Origin of the sequence: Mastigocladopsis repens PCC 10914 (genome assembly GCF_000315565.1) — a bacterium.
In the GTDB taxonomy this organism is placed as follows: Bacteria; Cyanobacteriota; Cyanobacteriia; order Cyanobacteriales; family Nostocaceae; genus Mastigocladopsis; species Mastigocladopsis repens.
Map to the genome: position 1 here is coordinate 4211570 of NZ_JH992901.1, position 20642 is coordinate 4232211.

The 20642-nt window shown below is 43.7% G+C and carries 23 protein-coding genes and 2 pseudogenes; 16 read left to right on the forward strand and 9 right to left on the reverse strand.

Translation table 11 applies throughout. The features are described from left to right. Positions 1 to 26 precede the first annotated feature (26 nt). The 8 genes from MAS10914_RS0120755 to MAS10914_RS0120790 all read left to right on the forward strand — a co-directional run bounded on the left by MAS10914_RS0120755 (position 27) and on the right by MAS10914_RS0120790 (position 3958). Positions 27 to 701 carry a hypothetical protein gene (locus MAS10914_RS0120755; protein ID WP_017317868.1) on the forward strand — a complete coding sequence of 225 codons (675 nt, stop codon included), beginning with the start codon at positions 27 to 29 and terminating at the stop codon, positions 699 to 701. After that, complete coding sequence (locus tag MAS10914_RS34485) at positions 698 to 841, forward strand: hypothetical protein (RefSeq protein ID WP_017317869.1); 144 nt, start codon at positions 698 to 700, stop codon at positions 839 to 841. Before MAS10914_RS0120755 ends, MAS10914_RS34485 begins: the two co-directional genes overlap by 4 nt. Before the next feature lie 25 nt (positions 842 to 866). Next, the gene (locus MAS10914_RS0120765) at positions 867 to 1289 is read left to right on the forward strand and encodes a hypothetical protein (RefSeq protein ID WP_017317870.1); all 423 of its coding nucleotides are present in this window, start codon (positions 867 to 869) and stop codon (positions 1287 to 1289) included. Next, complete coding sequence (locus tag MAS10914_RS0120770) at positions 1286 to 2035, forward strand: hypothetical protein (protein ID WP_017317871.1); 750 nt, start codon at positions 1286 to 1288, stop codon at positions 2033 to 2035. Before MAS10914_RS0120765 ends, MAS10914_RS0120770 begins: the two co-directional genes overlap by 4 nt. Before the next feature lie 14 nt (positions 2036 to 2049). Continuing rightward, positions 2050 to 2376: a hypothetical protein gene (locus MAS10914_RS0120775; RefSeq protein WP_017317872.1), complete on the forward strand. Its 327-nt coding sequence runs from the start codon at positions 2050 to 2052 to the stop codon at positions 2374 to 2376. Beyond that, positions 2373 to 3032, forward strand: a complete 660-nt coding sequence (locus tag MAS10914_RS0120780) for a hypothetical protein (RefSeq protein WP_017317873.1) — start codon at positions 2373 to 2375, stop codon at positions 3030 to 3032. Before MAS10914_RS0120775 ends, MAS10914_RS0120780 begins: the two co-directional genes overlap by 4 nt. A gap of 116 nt (positions 3033 to 3148) precedes the next feature. Then, on the forward strand, positions 3149 to 3604 hold the full coding sequence (locus tag MAS10914_RS0120785) for a hypothetical protein (protein ID WP_017317874.1): 456 nt from the start codon (positions 3149 to 3151) through the stop codon (positions 3602 to 3604). Positions 3605 to 3688: 84 nt separating this feature from the next. Then, complete coding sequence (locus MAS10914_RS0120790) at positions 3689 to 3958, forward strand: hypothetical protein (protein WP_026082704.1); 270 nt, start codon at positions 3689 to 3691, stop codon at positions 3956 to 3958. Here MAS10914_RS0120790 and MAS10914_RS0120795 read toward each other — a convergent pair. Then, complete coding sequence (locus MAS10914_RS0120795) at positions 3952 to 5502, reverse strand: TonB family protein (protein WP_017317875.1); 1551 nt, start codon at positions 5500 to 5502, stop codon at positions 3952 to 3954. The genes MAS10914_RS0120790 and MAS10914_RS0120795 overlap by 7 nt on opposite strands. A gap of 107 nt (positions 5503 to 5609) precedes the next feature. Continuing rightward, positions 5610 to 5849, reverse strand: a complete 240-nt coding sequence (locus MAS10914_RS0120805; RefSeq protein ID WP_017317877.1) for an aldo/keto reductase — start codon at positions 5847 to 5849, stop codon at positions 5610 to 5612. Between the two features lie 110 nt (positions 5850 to 5959). Here MAS10914_RS0120805 and MAS10914_RS0120810 point away from each other — a divergent pair, with 110 nt between their 5' ends. Both MAS10914_RS0120810 and MAS10914_RS33055 read left to right on the forward strand, forming a co-directional pair. Beyond that, positions 5960 to 6460, forward strand: a complete 501-nt coding sequence (locus MAS10914_RS0120810; protein WP_017314015.1) for a helix-turn-helix domain-containing protein — start codon at positions 5960 to 5962, stop codon at positions 6458 to 6460. A 47-nt stretch (positions 6461 to 6507) separates the two neighbouring features. Beyond that, positions 6508 to 7032, forward strand: coding sequence for an IS630 family transposase (locus MAS10914_RS33055; protein WP_033364715.1), 525 nt, complete (start codon positions 6508 to 6510; stop codon positions 7030 to 7032). Between the two features lie 137 nt (positions 7033 to 7169). On the opposite strand, the pseudogene MAS10914_RS30710 reads toward MAS10914_RS33055, so the two are convergent. Then, positions 7170 to 8096: pseudogene (locus MAS10914_RS30710) on the reverse strand (ABC transporter transmembrane domain-containing protein); the annotation flags it as partial. A gap of 511 nt (positions 8097 to 8607) precedes the next feature. On the opposite strand from MAS10914_RS30710, the gene MAS10914_RS0120820 reads away from it, so the two are divergent. After that, a complete protein-coding gene (locus MAS10914_RS0120820) occupies positions 8608 to 9894 on the forward strand; it encodes an HhoA/HhoB/HtrA family serine endopeptidase (RefSeq protein WP_017317879.1) in 1287 nt (428 codons plus the stop codon). 10 nt (positions 9895 to 9904) lie between these two features. On the opposite strand, the gene MAS10914_RS0120825 is transcribed toward MAS10914_RS0120820, so the two are convergent. From MAS10914_RS0120825 to MAS10914_RS0120845, 4 genes are all read right to left on the reverse strand, one after another. Continuing rightward, the gene (locus MAS10914_RS0120825) at positions 9905 to 11014 is read right to left on the reverse strand and encodes an AI-2E family transporter (RefSeq protein WP_017317880.1); all 1110 of its coding nucleotides are present in this window, start codon (positions 11012 to 11014) and stop codon (positions 9905 to 9907) included. A 361-nt stretch (positions 11015 to 11375) separates the two neighbouring features. Further along, positions 11376 to 12788, reverse strand: coding sequence for a sensor histidine kinase (locus MAS10914_RS0120835; protein WP_017317882.1), 1413 nt, complete (start codon positions 12786 to 12788; stop codon positions 11376 to 11378). Positions 12789 to 12794: 6 nt separating this feature from the next. Continuing rightward, positions 12795 to 13169, reverse strand: a complete 375-nt coding sequence (locus tag MAS10914_RS30715; RefSeq protein WP_017317883.1) for a response regulator transcription factor — start codon at positions 13167 to 13169, stop codon at positions 12795 to 12797. 185 nt (positions 13170 to 13354) lie between these two features. Continuing rightward, positions 13355 to 14173 carry a LuxR C-terminal-related transcriptional regulator gene (locus MAS10914_RS0120845; RefSeq protein ID WP_033366323.1) on the reverse strand — a complete coding sequence of 273 codons (819 nt, stop codon included), beginning with the start codon at positions 14171 to 14173 and terminating at the stop codon, positions 13355 to 13357. A 99-nt stretch (positions 14174 to 14272) separates the two neighbouring features. Between MAS10914_RS0120845 and MAS10914_RS0120850 the strand changes: the two genes are divergently transcribed. From MAS10914_RS0120850 to tnpC, 4 genes and pseudogenes are all read left to right on the forward strand, one after another. Further along, complete coding sequence (locus MAS10914_RS0120850; RefSeq protein ID WP_017317885.1) at positions 14273 to 14965, forward strand: DJ-1/PfpI family protein; 693 nt, start codon at positions 14273 to 14275, stop codon at positions 14963 to 14965. A gap of 129 nt (positions 14966 to 15094) precedes the next feature. Next, positions 15095 to 15514 (forward strand): DUF6220 domain-containing protein, encoded by a 420-nt coding sequence (locus MAS10914_RS0120855; protein ID WP_017317886.1) that lies wholly within the window; start codon positions 15095 to 15097, stop codon positions 15512 to 15514. Between the two features lie 9 nt (positions 15515 to 15523). Continuing rightward, positions 15524 to 15862, forward strand: coding sequence for a hypothetical protein (locus tag MAS10914_RS0120860; RefSeq protein ID WP_017317887.1), 339 nt, complete (start codon positions 15524 to 15526; stop codon positions 15860 to 15862). A 642-nt stretch (positions 15863 to 16504) separates the two neighbouring features. Then, positions 16505 to 17624 (forward strand): annotated as a pseudogene (tnpC, locus tag MAS10914_RS31695) (IS66 family transposase); the annotation flags it as partial. A gap of 294 nt (positions 17625 to 17918) precedes the next feature. Here the strand turns inward: tnpC and MAS10914_RS0120875 are convergent. Together MAS10914_RS0120875 and MAS10914_RS35770 are read right to left on the reverse strand one after the other, a co-directional pair. Continuing rightward, positions 17919 to 19016: a hypothetical protein gene (locus MAS10914_RS0120875; RefSeq protein WP_017317889.1), complete on the reverse strand. Its 1098-nt coding sequence runs from the start codon at positions 19014 to 19016 to the stop codon at positions 17919 to 17921. 11 nt (positions 19017 to 19027) lie between these two features. After that, positions 19028 to 19273, reverse strand: coding sequence for a hypothetical protein (locus tag MAS10914_RS35770; protein ID WP_071599843.1), 246 nt, complete (start codon positions 19271 to 19273; stop codon positions 19028 to 19030). Positions 19274 to 19859: 586 nt separating this feature from the next. Here MAS10914_RS35770 and MAS10914_RS35775 point away from each other — a divergent pair. Then, positions 19860 to 20558 carry an SDR family NAD(P)-dependent oxidoreductase gene (locus MAS10914_RS35775; protein WP_017317890.1) on the forward strand — a complete coding sequence of 233 codons (699 nt, stop codon included), beginning with the start codon at positions 19860 to 19862 and terminating at the stop codon, positions 20556 to 20558. Positions 20559 to 20642: the final 84 nt, after the last annotated feature.

A 20642-nucleotide genomic window follows, 5' to 3' on the forward strand; every position in this document is an offset into this window, starting at 1 on the left:
TGATAGCCAACAAACCAACAATTAATATGCCAGATTCAGTACCTACTCTAGTCCCAGCAAACGCCTACTTCCACCCGGATTACGCAACTGCCCAGTGCGTGAACTTTTACGGGCTTCGCGTCTTTACATATGAAGGATACGCCGAGGTCGATACCACAACGGGAAATAGTATTGTACTGCGCGATCGCGAGGACCGTCCCTGCATCATCCCCAACCCCAAAGACCCAATACCCTTAAGTGCAAATGACCCTGTATATCTAAGTCATTGCTCATTTTATCTTCCCAGAGTGGGCGATGTCAGGGACAACAAACCTGTAACTGGCGTTGTTACTGTTGGGACAACCGATGTCATCAAGTTGGCAACCGCAGCAAACGCTGACATGACTTCAAACACAACACCAGGCGCTGTGTCCGGTGCGGCGGCGAACGGCACTCTGCCCAACGGTGTGCCCAATGGGGAGGCGATTTCTATTTTTGACCCGCTTCCTGGGTTGAAGCTGACGGCGCCAATTGAGTTAAGACTTTATAGTGCAACAGCGCCTGGTGCGGCTGGCGTGGCGGGTGGGAATATTCGAGTGAATGCTCTTCAGGGCAGACTACTTCTTCCAGTGCGCGTTGTGTATTATCGCAAGACGCGATCGCCTAACCTCAGCAGTTTCTCAATTAGTGATGCACAGGTGGAAAAATTTAGCAAGTTATGACTAGATACACTTATTTGGGGAAGGAGGTGGTAATATCGCGCACCTTCTCCAACGGTACAACACAATTGATTGATGGTTCATTTGTTCCTACGGGAATGCTGATTGAGATTAAAGAACAACAGCGTCAACGCCACCATTGACAAGGCGCAAGAAGGAAGGGAATTAATGCTGCAAAAGCCAAATTTTATCCCTTCTATCGCAGGCATAGTGGAAGCGCTCCGCTATATAATCGAGAATGGTATTTCTGGAGGGACAGGAAGCACATCTGGCGCTAATTCAAAGAAATTTCCTCAGGAAACCTTATCAGCCCCAGGGGCGACATCAGCATTAGATGTTTTTACGGTTCCCTACTCTCGCATTAATTATCAATTTGACGTTGCAGGAATTTCAGGTAATTTATTTGTCAGAATAGAAGGTTCCAATACTGGCACAGGATGGGCTAATTTAAGTCCAAATGAAGAGGACGTGCTGATTACAACTAATGGTTCTTACATGATTTCAGTCAGTGAAATCATTTTGTCTAGAATTCGCTTCAATTTTATTTCTGGCACTGCAACTATTACTGTAAACGTGGTTGCAAGTTTATGAGAATCTTAGCAAGAAACAATTTAAAGTTTAGAATTTTTAGACACAATAATCGTTTGCTGGATAGATATCCTGATGGAGTAGCTTACTCTTTCAGACGATTAAGAGACGGATATAGAGAAGATTTTGCAAATTCACCAAATAATTTAATTTCTAGCTGGAAAGACCAAGGCAACAAAAAAATTGACCTTAGTCAAACAGACACAACTTATCAACCTTCCTTGATAACTGAAAATAACTTTACAAGTATTTCTTTTGTTAATCATGTTTTAGCAAGTTCCCAAATAATGCTTTCTGACTTCGTCGATACGGTTAGCACTAATGCTGCTATATCTGTCTTTATTGTTTTTAGAAGCAAGACAAAAAACTCAGCACTTTTAAGCAATCAACATGCAAATATATCTAGAATAATACTACACGCGCCTTGGGAGGATTCAGTCACTTATTTTGATATAGAAAATTCTACTAATGGACAAGGCAGAGTATCTGTCTCCCTACAGTTTCCAAACCTTTCTTTACTCTCATTAATAAGAGGGGGAGGCAAGAATTTGATTAGAAAAAACGGGCAGGCTATAGCAGAATTAACAGCTATCGGTAAAGCTACAGAAAATAACATTAATTTAAACCTTGGGGCAGGTTCCGGACTCCCGCCCAGTATTCCTTTTGAAGGAATGATACAAGAATTGATTATTTATCCAAGACTTATAAGCAACTATCAAGACGTGGAAAATGAAATTAATTCTTATTAGAAAATATATTAATCATGAAAAACCTTAATTTTACACAAGGAAGGGTATTAAAAATTAATAGCATTTCCCCAGCATTCGCTACTAAATCTACAAATTATACCGTAATAATTAATGATTTTGTATTAGCTGGAGATTGTACAAATAATCCTATTACTTTTACCTTGGGAGCTAATATAGCAGGCTGGTATAAGTTTAAAAAAGTTGATAGTTCAGCAAATGCTGTAACTATCACAACTAACAACAATAAGCTGATAGAGGGAAGTGCGACTCTGCAAATAACAGCAAGAGGGAATTCTGTAGATTTGATGGTAGACCAACTTGGGAATTGGTGGATCGTATGACTTATCAAAGTAACGAGCAGATATTGCAGCAAATCATCAACAAAATTCCCCCAACAGGAATTAGAAGTGCAGCAGAAAGCATACCCGTAACTATTGCTCCAGATGGTGCGGCTAACGCATTACTGGGGCAAATTAAGGATAAAATACCTAATTTGCCAATGGGCGTAAACACCCCAAGCAATAGCATCTCAGTGACTCTATCCCCCACAGGTGCATTGGTTAGTAGTTTTGGACTAACTACAGACGCGCCTAGTAACAGCGATACCGGCACAGTTAGTTTTTTGGCTTTTTTTAAGTATTTTCTACAAAGATTTTCACTCTTTGTAGATGGCATTAGTGTAGAAGGAAACGCAAATATATTAAATGCTGCGGCGATACCCAGCACAGATGTACACGTCTACAACACAGCTGTTATTCAAATAACAACATCTGGTATATTTATTGGCGCTTTTACAATTCAAGGAAGTAACGACCAAGCCAACTGGTATAACTTGGTGTTTGAGGATTTGACTTCTAGTCAATCTTCAGCATCTCGCTTGACCAGCGCAAGCGCCGCAGGGCTTTACAACGTCCCCCGTCTTGCTAAATTTATCAGAGTTATCCTCACATCCGTCACAAGCGGTGGGATTGCTGCCAAGATGATTGCCAAGAAATGATTCTGTTTTTACCCACACAAAAGCCATTGCAAGCAATATAAAAAATATCGACGTTACCGCAATTATTAACATTATTAAAATAACTATTATTCAATCAAATTCAGCACTTTTATTTTATGAGGTTATTGGAGAATGAAAAGGAAAAAATTCGATTTCACCTGGGCTATGTGGAAGGTGGACCATCCAGCAGCCGCGCTGTACTTGAATACCGTATGAACAATGTGCGATCGCACTTACACCATCAATTAATACGGACTGACATCAACCGTTGTGACTATGCGCTGGAACGGTTGGGGCTTGACGACCAAAACACAGCTGTCACTTCCTCTACTGTCACACTTGGCGATTTAGACCGAAATACTACCGTGTATGCCGCAGAACCGATGCGACGACGGCAAAAGGCGTATCATGAGGCGTGTGGGCTACTTGCCCAGCATTTGGGAGTAGAACTACTGCTAGGGCAACATAACCAATGGCAGTACACCTTGGAAGCAGTGCGTACACCGCAGCCTCCAGGACCAGCCGACACAGCGATTGAGGGAAAAGTCCGTGCAAGCAGGAGGTATTTGTGAAATTCATATATTTAGTTGAGCAAGACCGTAATTGTCCGTGTGGTGCCGTTGAGGGCGTAGCGGGGGATGCCAGAACCATACTAAATGGCAGCGGCGCGCCTGCAAGCACGCTGGGAAAAGACGGCGACTATTATATTGACAACTCCAACACTTATTTATATGGTCCTTAAGATGGGCAGCGCTTGGTCATCCTTTGTTTCTCTCAAGGGACCTCAAGGCAGCCAGGGCGTACACGGACCAAGTGGCAAAACAATAATTAGTGGAAGCGGCGCACCTAGCAACACCACTGGAACTGATGGCGATATCTATCTTGATACAGCCAACTCTATATATCTGCACCTTTTGCCTTATTGACCACCTCTCCATAGCTCTAGTTCCCCATAGACGTTGATATTAAATGTGAATTGAATATTGATGTAGTTTTCTGTATACGCTGTGGGCAAAGGTACAAAGGGTGCTGCTCGTTTGACAGCGCTGAGTGCCGCCTCATCAGTAACGGTCAATCCAGAGGTTTGTGCGATTCGGAGATTGCTCACCAGACCTGAGCGGCTAACAGTAAAGTGAAGCACTGTCCGCCGGGAAGACTGAGTGAGTCCTGGTATCCACTGCTGCCTTACTTGCTCCTGTAGTTGCTTCAGGTAAGAACCAAGGTCTGCATCTTGACGGGCATCAATGCCTTCTGTAGAGCGATTGAGGCGGTTGGAATTAGGTAGGGCTGCCAGCTCATTGCTTCCCAAATCACGATTAGATAAACTAAGTGGACCGCCCAAACTGCTTGCTCCACCTGATTTTGGAGATGGTTGAACTTGAGATGGCTTTCGCGAAGTAGTCCTAGTCTCCAACTGTCGTGGAGAGGATTTTGCAGCAAGCTGATCTCTATTTCCCTGACGAGTTAAAGATGCTGGCGGTTTAGTTGTGGGTGTAACTGCCGTTTGCCGGGGTTTAAGTGCTGGCGATGTGGTGGCGGGAGTAACCACCGTTGACCGAGGTTTGGGTTCTGGTGGTTTAGTTGTGGGTGTAACTGCTGTGGCCGAGGGTGCGGGTTCTGGTGGTTTGGGTGTAGGTGCAACTATCGTTGGCGAGGGTTCTGGTTCTGACGGCGCGGGGGTACGGGGAACGACCGTTTGCCGAGGTTTCAGTGCTAGTGGTTTGGTAGCGGGTGCAACTGCTGTTGGCGAAGGTTCTGGTTCTGGTGGTTTAGTTGGTGCAACTGTCCTTTGTCGCAGTTTCAGTGCTAGTGGTGTAGTTGTTGGTGCAACTGCTGTTGGCGAAGGTTCTGGTTCTGGTGGTTTAGTTGGTGCAACTGTCCTTTGTTGCAGTTTCAGTGCTAGTGGTTTGGTAGCGGGTGCAACTGCTGTTGGCGAAGGTTCTGGTTCTGGTGGTTTAGGTGTAGGTGTAACTGTTGTTTGCGGTGGTGGTTCTGGTTGTTTGGTTGTAGGTGCAACCGCAATTTCCGGAGGTTTAGGTTGCAGTTTTTGAGGAGATAGATTTGGTGATACCGCTTTTTGCGGCGTCCCTTCTGGGAGGAATACCTCAGAAGGTTCAGAAGCAGTAGAGGCTTTGGGTGCAGTTGGATATGCTGACTTAGCAGCAGAAATAGGTCTTTCTGGTTTGGATTTTCCACCTGCAACAGAATCTTTGGCAGCCCGTCGTGAAGTTTCCGGGGGCGTCTTTGTCTCATCAGGAGGAACTTCAACATACTCAATTGGTATTGCTTCGGAAACCTCCTGCTTGGGCGCAAAAGCTCGAAGCCAATAATTGCTTCCCAGAAATAGAACAGAGTGCAGGAGGAAAGAAGTAACCAGACAAAGGACTAGAGTTTCAGGGCGCTCGCCTCTTGCGGCACTGCGCCAAGTAGGATTGCCCCCGTCGTGCTGTAATCTATGAGACTTAGCCATGTTATTATGCCTTCTTGACAGCAGCCTCAAGAGTCTATTTAACTACGTGGATGTGGTAGCTGGCAAACATCAGCACTTTGGCTTGTTATTTAAGAAAATCTTCAAGATTAAAGATTAACCATCTGCATTAATGAGGTAGGATAGCGCGAACCTGCGGCTATTCCTTGTAGCATGATAGCATCAATTTGAGCTAATTCATCCACACTAAGTTGCACGTCCCATGCGCCGATATTCTCCTCAAGGTAAGTTTGTCGCTTGGTATCCGGAATGGGAATGATATCGTTTCCTTGTGCTAGCAACCAGAAGATCGCGAGTTGGGCAGGAGTGCATTGTTTTTGGGCAGCCATTTAAGCTAGCTTCACACGGCGCACGCACGTATTCTGGTCTACCATTGACTGATACCAATTCACTAAAACTATGATACAGATAAAGAAGGAATAAATATCAACGAGCAAAGATGGCTGGAGTCACCAAAGTAGAAATATATGAGTCAGCAGAAGAATTACAGGAACTGCTGAGAAAACAAAAAATAGTATCAAGTCGTGAACGGATTCAAGCGTTGTATTTGCTGAAAATAGGTCATGTAAAAACAATACAGGATGTAGCGGTGGTGCTAGGGAGAGCAAGGGTAACGGTACAAAGATGGTTGAAGGACTATACCGAATCAGGAATAAAAGGTTTATTGTCAACGAAAAAGAGTCCAGGAAGACCGCCAATGATTAACTTACAAGCAAGAGAGCAGCTAGACAGAGAACTTCAACAGCCACAGGGATTTAAAAGTTATGAAGAAATACGAACTTGGTTAAAAGCAGTGGAAGGGATAGAAGCATCATATAAAGTAGTACACGACACAGTGCGCTATCAAATGAAAGCGAAGCTAAAAGTACCGCGAGCCGTAGGTGTCAAATACGATAGTGAAGCAGAATTGGAATTTAAAAAAAACTGCCACAATACCTAGAAGTAATTAAAAAACACATCATAGCACCAGTCGATAAACAAAAAAAAATTAGATATTGGTGTGGAGACGAAACCCGTGTGGGGTTGAAGACTGAACCTGGGAGATTAATTACGACAAAAGGAGTCAAGCCCATCGGCATTATGCAATGGAAGCGGGATAATTTTTATTTATATGGATTAGTAGAACCATTAACTGGAGAGCATTTTATTTGGGAATTCTCTCATTTAAATACAGCTTGTTTCAATATTTTTTTAGAAAAATTCTCAGAGACTTATTCTCAAGATATACATATTCTTCAGTTAGATAATGGAGCGTTTCATTTTAGTCAGCATCTCAAACTACCAGAAAATATAGTTTTGTTATTTCAGCCTCCGCATACACCTCAAGTTAATCCAATTGAAAGATTGTGGGAGGAGGTTAAAAGGCATTTAACTTGGGAAAGCTTCTCAACTTTAGATGAATTAAGAGAATTTATTTGGAAGCGATTGGAACAATTAAACACATCAATCGTTGCTTCTATTACAGGTTGGGATTTTATTCTTGATGCTTTATTTGTATCAGGCTTTTCGTGAAATGGTATAACTGGTTGCTTGCCTTGATTCTGCTCTATCTCTGGACACTCCAAAATTTCACCCACCGACCGAATCGACTCAAAACCTGTACCAATCTGTGGTAGCACTGCCAGAATTTGTACGATGGAACTGGTGAGGGCATCAAAATAACCTGTCAACAGAATCACGTCGCCTGAGGTGATGCCCATCCGACCAGTGTAAGCCATATAAGCAGAAGTCACTAGACAGATTGCACTAAACAGGCGTAATGTGACCCAGCTAGATGCATTAGTAATGGCGTTAATGCCATCTAAACCCATTGCCGCCCTTTTTAGCGAGTTAAGGCGCTGCTGTGTCCGTTCAATTTCGGTTTCTTCGATCCCATGTGCCCGCGTCACCGGAACGAGCTTAATCATCTCAATCAGGTGAGAAGACATAGCCTCCATTTGTCGGCGAAAAATATGGTTACGCTGTTGAATCGGAGTTTTGAGGACTTGTACTAAAATCACTGCCGCTGGTACTGTCGCAGCGAAGAAGAACAAAAACTTCCAGGCACGCGTGGCAGTAATTATGATCGCAATCAGAATAGTCAATAACGCTGAAGGCAGAAACTGAAAAATGGCGCTGGTCAGTTGCTGAATTTCTTCCACATCCCGCAGCAACTTAACTTGTAGTACCCCTATGCTACGTTGCTTGTAAAATCCGATGGAAAGCTGTTGCAACTGGCGTGTCAATAAATCGCGCACATTAGTTTCCATTTGGCGCGTTGCCGCACTCAAGGTCATGATGTGCAAATAGTGAGTGGCAATATTTTGTACAATAGACACGGCTAAAATTACGCCATTCAGCCATAGCTGTGTCAGGGAATGCTCTTGAGGGCGAGATACTATATCGATAATGTTGGCAATGACAATCGGTCGAATCCACTCCGGACTATGTTTAATCACATAAAACAGCATTGACAGTGCTAATTTATCCCAGTCATGGGAGTACAGCAGAAGTAGCGTTCTCAATGGGGCATGGCTGCGGTAAAAAGGCAATAGCAGTGTTGTGTTGGATTGTCGCTTGTGGTTCGGTCTGTTCATGGAATAGCAACTTATCTCTGTTTGATCACGTATCACGCTCGCCAAAGTATAGTCTCTGAAAAGACCTCAATAAGAGAGCATATCCATAGTAGAGCCAAGACCTGTTTGTTGTGCCAGCGGTAAACTTCGTGGAACAATCTTGTTAGGTTTATCATCTATAAAATAGCTGTCCTATTAATTAGGCTTAAGTGTTATCTATCAATGAAGAAAATGCAATAACTAGAAATTGCCATTTCGTTGAATTTTCTAATTTTTATTAATTAAGTAATAATTGCTTAGATTTTATTTCTATTTTCAAAATAAGGGAAATTGAAATTTATATGAAAAGTTGGACAATAAAGCTTAATTTCAAAATAAGAAACTATTTATGAACATTTATCCATACCAAATAATGTTCAACAACTATTCAATAACTTTCTTATGGTAGATGACAAGAAGCATCAGAAAGTATAAAGATAAAAAAGAGAATTTTTCGGCTAAACAGTGACATCTAAGACACACTAAAAGTCTAATGAAAAAAATACGATTAAATAATAAACAAAACTATATCTGGCTAAAGATAGATGCTTTTTTTAGAAAAAGTACTATATTAGACCAATTATCTGGAACAAAACCAGCAACTTACTTATTGCTACCGCTTATTGGGGTAGGAATGGCATTTTTGAGTAGCTGCTCAACAGACTTGTCCAGAAACCCGCAGGCATCACGAGAAACTGATACTGCTCAAGCAATCCAAGAGTCAGCTACTCCAAATAATCGTCCTCTCGTACCAACTCCTGAGGATACCAATTTTGTGGTTGCAGTCGTAGACAAGGTAGAACCTGCGGTAGTACAAATTAACACTGCCAGAACTGTGAGAAGGGAAGTACCAGAGATATTTAATGACCCGTTTTATCAGCGATTCTTTGGTCAACAGGTTCCGCAAGCTCAAGAGCGAGTTGTGCGTGGTGTTGGTTCTGGTTTTGTGATTAATTCTAATGGTCAAATTCTTACCAATGCTCACGTTGTCAACAATGCTGATACGGTGACGGTTTCGTTTTCCGATGGTCGCACTGTTCAAGGAAAAGTCTTGGGACAAGACACTGTGAGTGATATTGCGGTTGTGCAAGTTCCAACAAATAACCTACCAACTGTAGAACTGGCAAAATCTGGGCAGGTACAGCCAGGACAGTGGGCGATCGCGATTGGTAATCCATTGGGATTGGAAAAAACCGTAACAGTAGGCGTTGTTAGTGCAACTGATCGTTCTATCAGTGATATCAGTTCATCAGATAGCCGCGTTGCTTATATTCAAACTGATGCAGCCATTAATCCTGGCAACTCCGGCGGACCACTGCTAAATGCTCGCGGTCAAGTCATAGGGGTCAACACAGCGATTATCCGTGGCGCTCAAGGAATAGGCTTTGCTATTCCCATCGATACAGCTCAACGAATTGCCCAGCAATTAATTACTCAGGGCAAAGTTGAACATCCCTACCTAGGGATTCAGATGATACCCCTCACACCTGAAGTTAAGCAACGGATTAACAATCTTCCTAACAGCAACATCCGTTTGCAGGCAGAGCGAGGTATTCTTATTGCCCGCGTTCTTCGTGGTTCTCCGGCTGACAGAGCCGGACTACTTGCAGGAGATGTCATCCAAGAAATTAACAATCAACCTGTGACCACGGCGAATGCAGTGCAGCAGTTAATTGAACAAAGCGGGGTAGGTGCAAATGTGCAAATGCAACTGCAACGCAATGGCAAAACTGTGCAATTAACAGTACAGCCTGGACCGCGACCAGCAACTACGGAGTAGCTTTCAGGACTTATGTTTTAGCCTCACTATCTTCAACGGCTGCATTAGATGTACCGTTGTCCACAATTTCTGCATCTTGTTTGTGATGGTCTTTTTTATCTCCCCACCAGTTATTTAGGACATCCTTGACCAAAGCTTCTTTTATCCAGATTTGGAACACAATCACTAAGGGAATAGCAAGGAATAGTCCTAAAAATCCAAAAAACGAGGCGAAAACAACCACTGCTAACAAGGTCACTGCTGGCAGTAGAGAGACCTGAGACCTCATGACCAAAGGAACCACAATCAGGCTTTCAACCTGTTGAATTCCAAAGTACAACGCCACCACTGCTGCTGCTTTCCAAGGTGCATCAACTAATGCCAGCAGCAGGGGTGGAATTAAACTTAATGATGGACCAACATTAGGGATAAACTCTAATAATCCTGCCAAAACTGCATTGACTAGCGGCAGTCGTACCCCCAAAATTAACAATCCAACATAGCTCAAGCAACCAATGAGGAACATTGTCAGCAGTGTGCCTTTTATCCAACCTACTAAAGAGGTTTCACACTCAGAAAGAATTTCATCGACTCGCTGACGGTAAAAGGCAGGAAATAGCAATGTGAACCCCCGTCGATATGGCGAGGGGTCTAATAATAGCATCACAGTTAGAACAAAGAACAGTAAAAAGGTAACAACAATATTCAGTGACCTACTAAGCAAGGCAAAAAAGTTGTTAACTAGCCGACTTAACCAAGATTGCAAGCCTTGAGTTAGAGTCCTCAGACCACGGATATCCTCTAACCATTGCTCTGGAATCGCATTTTGTAGCCAGTTATTCCACGAACGCATTCGTTCTAATGTCTTAGGCGCAAAGTCACTAAATTGTTGCAATTGGTCAACAATCTGCGGCGCAATTAATGCGAAAAATCCCACTACAATAGTTAGTAGAAGAACAACTGAGATGGCAACAGCAATACCTCGCTTGATGCGATATTTTTGTAAAAATTGCACAACCTGATTTAAGACTGTTGCTAAAACGACAGCCGCAAATACTACTAAAACGATTTGCCGAATTTGCCACAAAATGTAAATAGATGTGACAAGGGCAAATATGCCGATCCATTGACCGAATCGCACAACTCTGCCTCCAAATTTTGCTATTTCCAGCGATTTTGCTGAACTTTCATCTTTTTAAACTATCTTTGTCTTCATCTATAAAAAAGCCTCTAAAGGGGGGATTTTATAAGATAAGAGATATATCTATCTTTAGAGAGATAAAAATATAGTAACTTTCTCTTAGGAATTAAATAAAAATGAGAAACAACCGTCCCAGCAACACAATAATCAATGCTGTTGTGTTAGTTTTAGTAATCCTAGCTATATACCTCGTAGGTACGTTTATCTTTTCAGTATTTCAACAATCAAAGCAAAATATTAATCAAAAAATTTCTACGCATGTGGTGCGGCAGGAGATGAATTCGTTAGTATATCCTCACTATTAAAGTGGTAAACAAATAGTGAAGGAAGCTCCTTCGCCAAACTTACTAGTAGCAGTGATGCTACCTCCGTGAGCCTCGATGATGCGCTTTGCTATAGCCAAACCCAACCCGACTCCCCGACCTTGGCGTGAGCGATCAGCAGTGTAGAATTGCTCAAAAATCCGGGGAAGGTCGCTTTCTTTGATTCCTGGTCCTTGATCTCGGATCGTCACAACAGCTTGTTTACCTTCTTTGTACCCGGTGATATGTATTTGGGAATTTGGGGTTGAGTGCTTAATGGCGTTATCCAGAACATTGAGCAACGCTTGCAGAAGTCGTTCTGAGTCGCCCTCTATTTGCAAGTCAGCCACGTTCACTTGCACGGAAATTTGCGAATTTTGCATTCGCGATTCCACGGCTCTGACTGCACGGATAATCAAGCTATTGAGTTGTACATTTTGCTTTTCTAGGAGTGTCACCCCAGCTTCTAACCTTCCCAAATCGAGCAAGTCATGAATTAACCGTGACAGTCGTTTGGTTTCATCTTCTACATTTTGGAAAAAGCGATCGCGCACCGTTGGATCGCAAGCAGCCCCATTACGAAGAGCTTCAACTGTCACCAGAACATTGCTGATTGGGGTGCGGAGTTCGTGAGACACGTTTGCCAAAAACGCCCTTCGTTCCTGATCAAGCGAAGCCAAGCGTTCGCTCATGCGGTTAAGTTCCATTGTTAACTGATCTAGTTCGTTGCTTTGACGAATCTGGAGTTTATCGCCAAAATGCCCGCCCCCTAATCGGATAGCGAAGTTCCTCATCGTCTGAATCGGACGGGATATGCTACGCGCCAGCCACTCACTAATGAAAGCGCAAAGTAAAAGCGTGAAAACTAGCGTTCCTAAGACAGTCCAGAGGATGGTGGAGAACTGCCGTTGAAACTGTTCTAGGGTGAGAGACATCCGCAACGCACCCAACAACTGACCATTACGCACAATTGGTCGGGCGATGAACAGCCTGTCATCGTTGGATAAGACACCTTTTGCCAGACCTTTTGCTTCCCGATTTCCCAGGGCTACTCTTACCCCAGGCACTTCCAGCCAGTTCGTCACTTGTCGGTCTTGCCGAGGGTTAGATGTGGCGAGGAGTTGACCTTTGGGATCAAAAACTCGTATTGTGATGGTTTCTGCAGCACCATAGCGCTGCATCACTAGCTCTACTCGTTTGCGGTCGTCTTCCTCTAGCGCGTCAGCAACACTCTCACCAATAGCAGTACTCCAGTTCTCCAAATCTGCTTGCCTTGCTTTTTTGAAGTAGTCATGAAACGACCACAGAATGTACCCTGCCATCAAAGAGGTTCCCAAGGTTGTTAGCAGTAGGTAGGTAGCTAGTAACTTGGTGTGAATGGAATTCCACTTGATTTGCGGTATCCAACCCATTATTATTTATGATTGATTTTCAGCACGACGACGCAGCACTGCTTTGATGCGTGCCAAAAGTTCACGCGTGTTGAAGGGTTTCGTCACATAATCATCAGCACCAGCTTCTAACCCCCAAATTTTATCGGAGTCTTGGTCTTTAGCAGTCAGCATCACAATCGGCACGTCAGAGAAAGCCCGAATCCGCCAGCAAACTTCCATACCATCGACCTCTGGTAGCATTAAATCTAACAGAATCACATCTGGCACTTGCTTGTGGAACTGTTTAATAGCACTGTGACCATCTGCTGCTGTTGTCACAGTGTAACCTTCTTTTTGCAACGTGTAACAAAGGCTTTCTCGCAAAGGCTCTTCATCATCTACCAATAGGACGTGGGGCATTGTTCATAAAGGCTGACTTCACTCAATAACCTGGCATTATGTAGCATTCCACACATCTTTCTCAGGACACAAATTTGTCATTCCGTGGGAGTCACAAGAGCGAATATTCCTGAAGCATCTGTTACTGACGCAATTGCCATCGACTTACAATGCCAGAAAGTGAACATGGGCCAAAGCCCCTGCCTTTAGGCATCGGGTTCGCTTACTCCCATCAAGTTAGATGAAGATAGCTTTGCACCTGGAAAATGATGTTGTGTCGCGGCAATCTGTGCAATCATCTCTGTACGAGACGAAACCTTCAATTTACGGAACATGCGCTTCAATGCCTGCTTGACAGAATTTTCAGTAATCCAAAGTTCTTTTCCGATTTCTGCATTGGCTCGCCCCAACGCAACTAAGTCGGCAATTTGCCGTTCACGAGGCGTTAAGCGTTGGCGTAGCCTCTCTGAAAGAGAATCAGTGCGAAACGGGTAGTACTGTTCTGTCGCAGTTGCGCTCTGCGTCAATCGCAGGGTGGTCGTCCAAACCGATAAGTGTAAACAGACGGCACTCAAATCCGCAAGATTTTGACTGTCAAAAGCAGGCATCGACTTGTCACGTGTGCAGCCCACCGCACCCACTAATTGATTGCGATCAAGAATTGGTCCTGCCATCACATGCCAATGGTCGGGACGGGGACAAAGGATTGCCCAAGCTTTCGGCGAGGTGACTAATCCTTCGTGAACCGGAGTATGACGCTCGGCGATGTAACGGGCTACAGGATTACGTTCGATCGACAATGCAATATTCAGGATAGTTTGCAGCTTGCGATTCTCCAAAGGAGAGGCTGCGCCAACACCGAAAAGCTGGTCGAAAAAGAAGATTCCCGATCGCTTGGCGGCAAAATACTCGCTAAGCTTTGGTGCGAAGTGCGTTCGCAAAGCGTCGGCTTCGCCGAATCGCAGATCGGATTCATCTTTCACCTGATCGATGGCTTCAAATAAATGCTGCAACGACATTGTCATCATGGCAAAAAGAGTACTCGATCGAGGACTAGGCGCGCTGGGCTGCTATCCCTAGTATAAGGATAGATTTAATTGCAATCACCACAAGGAGATGAATTCATGACTGACTCACAAAAGCACATCATTGGTTTAGTCTTTTATCCCGGCATGACCTCACTGGATATAGTGGGACCGCATCAAGTTTTTAGTGCGCTTCCCGGTGTCGAACTTCATCGAATCTGGAAAACGCTAGACCCCATTACATGCGATGACGGATTGGTGATTTTGCCTGATACCACCTTTGAAAATTGCCCGCCCTTGGACGTAATTTGTGTCGGCGGCGGCTTAGAACAGCGGGCAGTCGTAGACGATCCAGAGGTACTTGAATTTTTCCGAAAACAAGGCAGCACTGCCAAGTTTATTACCTCCGTGTGTGGCGGGTCGGAGTTTCTGGCGAAAGCGGGTCTGCTACAGGGTTATCGAGCAGCGACGCACTGGGGAATGCGCGAACAACTGATGGCAAATCTGGGCGTTGAGGTTGGAACCGAGCGTGTCGTTGTCGATCGCAATCGCATCACGGGTGGAGGTGTGACAGCCGGGATCGATTTTGGTCTGACCATCGCGAGTATCCTTTACGATGAGGAAACCGCCAAAATTGTTCAACTCTTACTTGAGTACGATCCTGCCCCACCATTTGATGCCGGTTCGCCCGAAAAAGCGGGACCTGAGTTGGTCAACAAGGCAATCCTATTTATGCAGAGGATGTCAAGTGTAGAAATCGCAAAAGGTTTAGAACTCGCAAAAGCAGTATAGCGCTACGTACTTAGACCGAAACCCGTTACTTTCACAAGAGCCGCCCTTATAGAGCGCCTTGGGCGCGGCTCTTGTGAAAATAACTTGTCCTAACTTAATTGTCCAGTGTTATATAAGCAGTCCGACATAATGACAAACGCAGAAATAGATCGTGCTTCCCCACAGTGGATGCAGATTGGTTTTTATGCAACTTCAATAGTTTTTAATCTCTGTCTGATAGCTCAGGTATTAACCGTTGGGGTTGCCTACTTCGACGATCCTGCTTGGTGGACGGTGCATATTTGGCTGGTGCGAGGGTACAGCGGATTGTCGTTAGTCTTGCTGGGCGGGTCGTCGATCCTTCCATTCTCGGACAAAGTTCGCTCGCTCGCTGCGAGTCTGCCCGTGCTGCTTGGACTCCAGTTTTGCAGCATTCATCTGGTGACTCCACTTCACTTAGAGGTGCTTCATCCGCTGATTGGATTCACGTTATTCTATGTTTCTTCAAGCCTTGTCCATCGTGTATCGCGTGACGTGTTTAACAAGTCAGATGTTGTAACTGAACCATAAGAGGGGCTTGTGACAATTTCAACTCAAAGAGACGTTCGCGTCACAATTATTTCTAGAATCTGGGCATATGCAACCGTGATGCTCTTCATTTCTATCTTGCTTAGTGGTCAGGGACAAGATCGGAAAGTGCTCTTCTTGCCAGCAACAATTGTGTTCGGTGCGGCAACTAGCACGATTGTGGTTTTAAGAAAGTTGCGAGATCGCCGACATGAGACTCTATTTCCATCAGAAACCCTGGAGGAGCTTAAACAACGCATTGAGAATCTGGAGGCGATCGCTACAAGTGACGCTAGGTCTTGGGATCATTCTCTAAAGCAACTTGAGCAAACAACTCTTGATCGTAGTTGAATTGATGTTTTTTATGGAACATTGAGGTAAAAAGGACACAGCATAACAATCCGATTGGAGCGGACTGACAAAGTTAGTCGGTGTTGCGTCAAAGGTTACTAGCAGCCGCTCAATCGGAACGCTAAACGCGACTATTTCTAAGCATAAATGCTAGTGTAATTATTTTCAGTTCTTCATGTTGATTTAAAATGACTTCTAAGGATTTGCCTAACAAATAGCCCTCTTCTGTCACTCTCCGAAAACAAAAATCGAAGGCAACTTTTAAAACTCTGACTGGGATTAGGTTTGTGGCTTTATTTTCTAATATGATGAATGCAATCATTGCTTTAGACTAAAACTCCTGTCTGGTAAGGGTTACATCTTTTTATCTAGGGAAAGTGACAGAAGAGGGATAGGCTTCATTCAACTCTAGAAAGCAGGCAAGCATAGATCATAGTAGTCGATTCGGTGTCGGAGTCATGCGGTATTCCACGAGCATAGCCAAAACGTGTAGTAACTGAAAGCCGATTGCTAATACATAGCAAGGGGACAACGCAAAAGCAAATTTCATATTTCATTACAAATCGTTCTGGCATTAGGGCGAAGTAAGGATTCAGGTGGGGGTATTGACAAAAGGGACGCTCGAGGTGAAGTATCGCCATTATGAACAGAAACCTGCCTCAACAAGTAGACCGAGAAAGTCTGTGCCAGTTGCGGAAAGAAGAGCTGGTGAACATAATCATTGAGCAGGCGATGGCGCTCGAAAAGTTGCAAGCTAACATAAAAGAACTCAAGCAAGAAATCGAGCGGCTTGGTGTCAGTAAAGACCTAGATAGTAAAATTTCATCAAAACCTCCATCAAGTGACCTCCTGAAAAAATCAGAGAAGAAGAAATCTGAGAATCAGCCAGAAACAAATCAAGAGAAACGAAAGCCAGGAGGGCAACCAGGACACCAAGGAAGGACTCGTAAAGGATTTAGTCGGCTAGACCGTTTTGAAATCTTGCGTCCAGAATTTTGTGCTTGTTGTGGTCACACAGAGTTTGTGGGGGAACCGATAAAAATCGAAAAACAACAAGTAGCGCAACTAGTTGAACGTCCAATCGAAATCGTCGAATATCATCGCCATACATGCTGTTGTCAGCAGTGTGGAAATTTACAAACAGCGGACTGGTCATCACAAATTGTACCAGGACAAGACTTGGGAGTAAGACTACAAGCATTATTGGAATGGATAAATAATTACGGACATCTACCGTATGAAAAACAGCAAGAAATGCTCTGGGAATTAGGGCAGGTAGAAGTCGGGATAGGAACTTTGGTTGCAACCAACGAACGAATTGAAAAAGCGACTTTACAGAGTATTTCGGAATTAAGTAATTGGGTAAAACAAACACAACCCAACGTGCATATAGATGAAACACCGTGGTCGGTAAAAGGTGTAAAAGAATGGTTGTGGGTCATAGCTAATAAGGATTTCTGCTTATTTCAAGCAACTGATACTCGTTCGCGTGCGGAACTAGAAGCGATTTTAGGAACTGAGTATAACGGTGTACTCAGCAGCGATGACGGAGCGTGTATACAACGGCTATAACGTTAAAGCCCAACAGTAATGTTTGGCACATTTACGTCGTCATTTTTTGAGGTTGATTAAACTCGCCGGTTTAAACAACCAAACAATCGGTGAAACTTTCGTCAATCTGATTGATGAAGCTTTTAAAAGTTATCGTTTGTTTCAGGATAGTCGGAACAACCTTACTTACAATCATTGGGCAAATCAATTTCCTCCTCTTTAGCCCCTTTGTCACCCCGTCAGGGTTTTCACCGTGTTCAGTTATCAGTTATTAGTTCATCTTCATGACTGAAGAACCGTGGATTTCAACAAGAATTTTTGAATTTTTCCACGAATCAATGTGGGAGCACTTCCCCTGCAAAAGTATCGTTTGCCTTTGCAACTGTTGTGTTATTCTACCCATTCTTAGGATAAAAGAATAACTGATAACTGAATTTCAACCATAGGATAATTCGTAATTTTTCATTGAATTAGTCATGATGAATTATCAACTACGAATTCTGTACTATTTTGTCTGGATTTTCTTTAAATCCCAACTGTAACTACCAATTTTTTCAGGAACTCTAAAGAATCTTCCTATCCGATGACCTCTAGACAGTTCATTATGCACCGCAGTTTTTATCTCTCTTATTTGTTCAGCATCAAGTTCTCCATAAAGTCCTGTGATGACCTCTGCTACACTGAAAATTTTGCCTGAATTTCTTTGCAACAGTATGCAGATAGCATCAATCAAAAACTTACCCTCAAATTCAGGTAGCATCGGTACCCTTCTTGCCTTGGGAAGCAAGAAGGGTTTCTTCCTTTTACGTTTGACAGTCTGGGATTTAACATTTCCATTGGCTGGTGTTACCAAATTTAAATCCAAAGTATAACAACCAGGCTCATCGGGAACAGCTGCCCAGTAACTCTTTTCTTTGCCGTGTGTGAGAGACGACTGAATCCGACTCTTGACGACTTTGAACACACTCGGCTCTAAATCCCCAAAAAGTGAGCGCACAATGAAGTCTATATGACAAACAGTCCCGATATGCTCTCGCAATATTTTATCAATCGCTTGCATTCGAGTGAGAGCTTGGTACGAGGGCAACATTGGAATGTCCGCCGCAGGAACAGAGTTATCGTTGTTCTCTGTTGGTGTTTCTTGTTGTTTAGATGGAGCAGACGCTGTAACTACTGTATTTTCAGCGTCCGATGACTCTTCATCCAAAACTATCTCTTGCTCCTCATCGTCTTGGAGTTCAGACTCGATAGCTTCTTGTCCAACATCATCCAAAAGTGTCTGTTGCTCGCCATTGTTTTGGATCTCAGACTCGATAGCTTCTTGTTGTCCAATATTGGCAATGCTATCCGGCTGCTGTAGTGAGGAGTCTTGTTGGAGAGGGGTGGGTGTAAAAGATAACGTCTTGACAATAGCCGTTAGGTTGTCGCGTTCATTTACAGCAGACCAGTTAGATAACAAAGCTTCTACATGGACAAGTTGCGATCGCGCTGTTTGCCATAAACGTTCATACTCTTCAACAAGAGCTGCATAGTAGTCTCGTAATTCCAATAATGGCTCTAGCAAGGTTTGCGGTGGTGGCTCTAATTTTCCCTTAATAGTCATACAGCTTCAATTCAATCTAAATCAGTTTTACTTTTGTAGGTCATTGGTCTAGGTTTAGCCTTTTTAGACTTCATTAACGATTTTTTAGACGGTTGAGGAGGACGACATTTTTCACAATACAAGGGTCGAGGTCCGTAAGTCTCGCGCTTCGTAGGAATACCGCATTCCTTACAGACAAAGTTGAAAACCCGCGTTTGAATGAGCCGTTTATGTGCTCTAACAGTGTATTCTCTAACAGAGACTAATTTGCTTGCCATAATCAGGAATTGTGAATTTCTGTCCTATCAATTTAGCTATTCCAGCAGAGGAATTTGCCTAAACATGACGCAGATAGTATGTTTTTGCCAATCATTCACTCAGTTATAGCCTTTTGTGCTTGACTGAGGCAAAACTCCCACGTCGTCAACTCAGAAAGGCTCTTTTATCCCCTTTGGAGATGAGGAATGGGTTAAGAAGAAACCCCTAGACACCCTTCAACTACGATAATATCCCTCATGAATCGCGCCAGTTTTGTAACTCTAGCACACCATTTAGGAGTGACTCTGCCAATGTGAACCAAACAGAGATTTGTCTTTTTGGATAGCACCATCCTTGGTGCAAGATTGACTTGAAGAGTTCTTTTAGCCACTCGGACAGAGTGTAGAACTCAATACTACATTGAATAAAGAAACGGAAAATATATGTTGATTTTAAATAAATATCACTTTTTGAGGAAGCTAATTGAGGCTATAAGCAAAAAAATAAAAGTCTTTTCAATAGCCATCTCTGTTGCTGGAGAATGGAAAACTCCATCAAGAAAAGTTGACATTTGCTAAAAGATCGCAATAGCCAAAGGACTAAGCAATGCCACGACCGATAAACGACTCTATCATCGTTATCACTGGTGCGTCGAGCGGAATTGGGCGTGCCACCGCACTTGAACTTGCAAAACAAGGAGCAACTTTACTGTTGGCGGCTCGGCGCGAAGCTGCTTTGCAAGAAGTGGCAGCAGAGTGCAATCGACTCGGTGGGCAAGCCATAGCAGTGCCAACTAATGTCACAAATGAAGAAGCTGTCCAAGCTTTGGCACGCCGTGCTGTTGACACGTTTGGTCGGCTAGATGTTTGGGTGAACAATGCCGCCGTCACTCTCTTGCATGACCCCAACCAAGACCGCCTGACAATCAAGGGTATGACTGATTTTCGGGTGAAGCGTTTGTGCTTGGGCGAAGCCTACGAGAGCTTCTTGGAAAAATCTCTACCTCCTGACGGAGTCGATGCTGTCGGCTTGCCAACTATTGAGCGCTGGCGTGAGGTCTTCAAGAAAGCCCGCAAGCGCGGTGAGTTTATCGGGGTGGAAGAGGATAAATTCCCCAGAAACTTTGCAACACTCATTCGCTACTACACCGATTTTCAGCGAATTATTCCCTCACGCTACCCGCTCCCCGGATACCTGACACTAGAGCAGCTTGACCAATTCATTAAAGAAAACAATTCCGCCGCAGCAACTAGAAGAAATGCGAAAAAGCAGTATTTTATATATTTCTCATTATTTATTTTTTAGAGCAACTAGTTAAAACTCAATACGCTTACTGAAAGACCAAAACCGTTATCAGGAGCGCAATGTCCAGACGCTTCAAACAGCGCG